The sequence below is a fragment of the Microbacterium sp. CPCC 204701 genome (genome assembly GCF_004010105.1).
Lineage (GTDB): Bacteria > Actinomycetota > Actinomycetes > Actinomycetales > Microbacteriaceae > Microbacterium.
Genome location: NZ_RRYE01000244.1, coordinates 1 through 4678, shown reverse-complemented (window position 1 = coordinate 4678; position 4678 = coordinate 1). Strand labels below are relative to the sequence as shown.

The 4678-nt window shown below is 69.9% G+C and carries 3 protein-coding genes and 1 pseudogene; all 4 read right to left on the bottom strand.

Annotation, left to right across the window (positions count from 1 at the left end; all coding sequences use genetic code 11):
- Positions 1-855: DNA polymerase III subunit delta' (locus EIO58_RS12990; protein WP_127819896.1), on the bottom strand; the 855-nt coding region annotated here is incomplete at its 3' end.
- Positions 856-1062: 207 nt separating this feature from the next.
- Positions 1063-1689: a dTMP kinase gene (gene tmk, locus EIO58_RS12985; RefSeq protein WP_127819895.1), complete on the bottom strand. Its 627-nt coding sequence runs from the start codon at positions 1687-1689 to the stop codon at positions 1063-1065.
- Entirely contained in the window at positions 1686-4400 is a 2715-nt protein-coding gene (topA, locus tag EIO58_RS12980; RefSeq protein ID WP_127819894.1) for a type I DNA topoisomerase, read from the bottom strand. The genes tmk and topA overlap by 4 nt, the downstream gene beginning before the upstream one ends.
- Before the next feature lie 67 nt (positions 4401-4467).
- A pseudogene (locus EIO58_RS19165) lies at positions 4468-4678 on the bottom strand (helicase); the annotation flags it as partial.

Sequence of the window (4678 nt, the reverse complement as noted above, 5' to 3'; positions counted from 1 at the left end):
GACGGCGGCGCCCTCGGCGATGCCGAGCGTGCGCAGCAGACCCGCGCGCTCGGTCTCGTCGCGCTCGGCGGTGAGCGCCTTCGCGTCGTCGGTCGCGACGGCGACGATCGTTCCGGCGACCTCGACCGCGTCGCCCACGCCCCGCACCCCCAGGACCGCACGCAGCGTGGAATCGCGGCGCGTGCGGGCCGCGGCATCCGTCGCGAGCCGCTGCGCCATGCCGATGTGACGCTGCGCATACCGGGCCGACTGCTCGGCGACGACGGGATCGGCGCCGGTGCGCTGCACGATGAGCGACGCGACGTCGTCGATGTCGGGTTCGCGCAGGCGGAGCGTCCGCACCCGCGAGCGGATCGTCGGCAGGAGGTCGGCGTCGCTGGGTGCGCACAGCACCCACACCGTGCGCTCGGGCGGCTCTTCGAGCGCCTTCAGGAGCACGTTCGACGTGCGCTCGGCCATGCGGTCGGCGTCTTCCATGACGATGACGCGGTACCGGCCGAGCGACGGCGAGAAGTACGAGCGCTCGACGAGCGCGCGCGCATCCTTGATCGAGATGATGACGCCCTCGGTGCGCAGCGCCGTGAGGTCGGGATGGGTGCCGGCCAGCACCTGGCGCATCGCAGGCTCGTCGCCGGGCTCGGCGATCAGGGCCGCCGCGAACGCGTAGGCGAGGGTCGAACGTCCCGATCCGGGCGGCCCGGTGATGAGCCACGCATGCGTCATCGACACGGGATCGGATGCCGCCTCACGCAGCGCCGCGACCGCCTCCTGCTGCCCCCACACCGCGCCCCAGGGGACCTCGGTCGCCGGCGAGGTCGCGCCGGTCGCCTCTTCGACTGCGGCGACCGGTTCCATGCCGCCCAGCCTAACCGCGGCCGGGGACGCCGCGACGCGGGTCGCCTCGGACTTCAGCATCCCTTCTCTCAGGACAGCAACCCTTCTCTCAGAACAGGTGATCTGGCGAATGCAGGACGATTCGCCGCGGATCGTCCTGCGTCCGCCAGATCACCTGTTTTCGGCAGGAGAAGGAGACGGATGCTGCAGCCGGCGCCTGCGACAGGACTAGAGCAGGGGCTGCACCCGGTCGCGCACCGCCGTGGCGAGCTCGTCGGCGGGGAGCGCGGCGTCAAGCACGAGGAAGCGCTCCGGCTCGGCGGCGGCGAGAGCGAGGAACTCCTCGCGCACGCGCGCATGGAAGCTCTCGCGCTCGGCCTCGAGCCGGTCGAACGGCTTGTCGTCGGCGTCGAGCCGTACGCGTGCGGCGACCAGGTCCAGGTCGAGGAGCACCGTGAGGTCGGGAAGCAGGCCGCCGGTCGCCCACAGCGACAGGTCGCGCACCTCCTCGCGTCCGAGCACGCGCCCGGCGCCCTGGTAGGCGACGGACGAGTCGAGATAGCGGTCCTGGATCACGACCTCGCCGCGCGCCAGCGCGGGCCGCACGACCGTGTCGATGTGGTGGGCGCGGTCCGCCGCATAAAGCAGCGCCTCGGCGCGGGGAGCGACCTCGCCGCGGTGATGCAGGACGATGTCGCGGATGAGCACCCCCACCTCGGTGCCGCCGGGCTCGCGCGTGCGCACGACAGTGCGTCCGGCATCCGTCAGCCTTCTCTCCAGTAGCGCGGCCTGAGTCGTCTTGCCGACACCGTCGCCGCCCTCGAACGTGATGAACAGGCCAGCGTCCGTCGTCACTTCTTGGCCGGCGCTTTCTTCGCCGTCGTGCGACGCGTGGGACGCTTCGCCGGACCCTTCGCACGCTTGTCTGCGAGAAGCTGCACAGCGCGCTCGAAGGTGACCTCCATCGCGTCCTCGCCGCGCGGGATCGTCGCGTTCGTCTCGCCGTCGGTGACGTACGGGCCGAAACGGCCGTCCTTGAGCTTGATCGGCTTGCCGCTGGTGGGGTCGGCCTCGAACTCCTTGAGCGCCGAGCTCGCGCCGCGCGCCCCGTACTTCGGCTGGGCGTAGACCTCCAGCGCCTCCTCGAGCGTGATGTCGAAGATCTGCTGCTCGCTCTGCAGCGTGCGCGAGTCGGTGCCCTTCTTGAGGTAGGGACCGTAGCGGCCGTTCTGCGCCGTGATCGGCGTGCCCGTCTCAGGGTCGACGCCGACGGTGCGCGGGAGGTCGAGCAGCTTCAGCGCCGTGTCGAGGTCGATCGTGTCGACCGACATCGACTTGAACAGCGACGCGGTGCGGGGCTTGGGCGCCGCCTCCTTCTTCGCGCCGCGCTTCCTGGGAGCGGGCTCGGGCGCGACGCCGACGACCTCCCCGGTGTCGGGGTCGATCTCCTCCTCGGCGGGCGGGTCGGTCTCCTGCACGTAGGGACCGAAGCGTCCGTCCTTGACCACGACGAGCTTGGCGTTGGCGGGGTTCTCGCCCAGCACCCGGTCTCCCGCCACCGGCGCGTCGATGAGCTCCTGCGCCTTCTCGGGGGTCAGCTCGTCGGGGGCGAGGTCCTCGGGGATGTTGACGCGGCGCGGCTCGGCATCCGGATTCTCCTTGTCGGGCACTTCGAGATAGGGCCCGTACTTGCCGAACCGCAGGGTCGCGATGTCGCCGATCGGCGTGGAGTTGAGGGCGCGAGCATCGATCTCGCCGAGGTTGTCGACGATGTTGCGCAGCCCCACCTGCTCCTGCGAGCCGAAGTAGAACTCCTTAAGCCAGTCCTGGCGCTTCTGCTCGCCGCGTGCGATGGCGTCCAGATCGTCCTCGAGCGCGGCCGTGAAGTCGTAGTCGACGAGGTCGGCGAAGTGCTGCTCGAGCAGCCGGATCACGCTGAACGCGAGCCAGGTCGGGATGAGCGCCTGCCCTCGCTTGGTCACGTAGCCGCGGTTCAGGATGACGTCGATGATGCTCGCGAACGTCGACGGGCGGCCGATGCCCTTCTCTTCGAGCGCCTTCACGAGGCTCGCCTCGGTGTACCGGGGCTTGGGACTTGTCGCGTGTCCCTTGGGCTCGACGTCGCGCAGTCGCAGGACGTCGCCGACAGCCATCGCCGGAAGCGACTGATCGTCGGCCTTGTCGGCGTCGCCGCGCTTCTCGTCGCGGCCCTCTTCGTACGCCTCGAGGAAGCCCTTGAAGGTGTAGACGGTTCCGGATGCCGTGAACTCGGCGCGGCGACCGGCAGCAGCGACCTCGAGGGTCACCGTGGTCGTCTCGTACTTCGCGTCGGCCATCTGGCTGGCCATCGTGCGCTTCCAGATGAGGTCGTACAGCCGCAGTTCGTCGCGGTCGAGTTCACCCGACACCTGCGCGGGCGTGCGGAACGTCTCGCCCGACGGGCGGATCGCCTCGTGCGCCTCCTGCGCGTTCTTGCTATTGCTGCGGTACGTGCGCGGGTTGGGCGGAACGGCCCTGTCGCCGTACATCTCGACCGCCTGCGCACGTGCGGCCTGGACGGCCTGAGTCGACAGCGCGGTCGAGTCGGTGCGCATATAGGTGATGAAGCCCTTCTCGTAGAGACGCTGGGCGACGCTCATCGCGTGCTTCGCGCTCATCGAGAGCTTGCGGCCGGCCTCCTGCTGCAGCGTGGAGGTGGTGAACGGGGGCTTCGGGCTGCGCGTGCCGGGCTTGGACTCGAGACTGGTGACGGATGCCTCGCCTGCGCCCTCGATGGCGACTGCGAGCTCGCGCACCTGGGCCTCGTCGAGCACGAGGACGGCCTTCTTCAGCTCACCGCGGTCGTCGAAGTCCGTGCCGCGGGCGAGCACGGCGCCGTCGACGCGTGCGAGTCGGGTGGAGAAGGATTCGTCGAGCCCCTGCGGACGGTTCGGCGCCGCGACCGCCTCGATGTCCCAGTAGGACGCCGAGACGAACGCCATGCGCTCGCGCTCACGGTCGACGACCAGGCGGGTCGCGGCGGACTGCACACGGCCGGCCGAGGTGCCCTGCTGCACCTTGAACCAGAGAACCGGGCTGACGTCCCACCCGTAGAGGCGGTCGAGGATGCGCCGGGTCTCCTGCGCGTCGACGAGCGCGAGATCGAGCTCGCGCGTGTGGTCGACGGCGGCGCGGATCGCGTCCTTGGTGATCTCGTGGAACACCATCCGCTTGACGGGCACCTTGGGCTTGAGCGTTTCGAGCAGGTGCCACGCGATGGCCTCGCCCTCGCGGTCCTCATCGGTGGCGAGCAGGAGCTCGTCGGCTCCCTTCAATGCGCGCTTGAGCTCCGCGACGGTCTTCTTTCCGCGCTCGCTCTCGACGTAGTAGGGGTCGAAGCCGTTCTCGATGTCGATCGAGTACTTCCCGTACGCCTGCTTCTTGTCGGCCGGGATGTCCTTCTTGTCCGCGAGATCGCGGATGTGACCGACCGAGCTCAGCACCTCGTAGCCTTCGCCGAGATAGCCCTGGATCGACCTCATCTTCGTCGGTGACTCGACGATGACGAGCTTCTTGCCTTGTGCCAACGGGGGCGTCCTTTCTTCGACGCACACCATACACGCCACTACTCGGTGCAGTCGCTGTGAGGTCTGATCATGGGGGCGGGCCGGCTCTCGCCGACGCGGTCGCGGTGAGTGGCCCCACCCGGAGCGCGACGGTGACCGTCGCGACGAGGACGTCGAGGTCGCACGCCTGTACCCGCGCCCCGCCTGTCGCTGCGACCTCGGCCGCCCTCTCGCACGGTACACCCGACACGGCGCCGGACGCCGCGTCCGCCGCAGCGAGCGCAGCGGCGTCGGCCGCG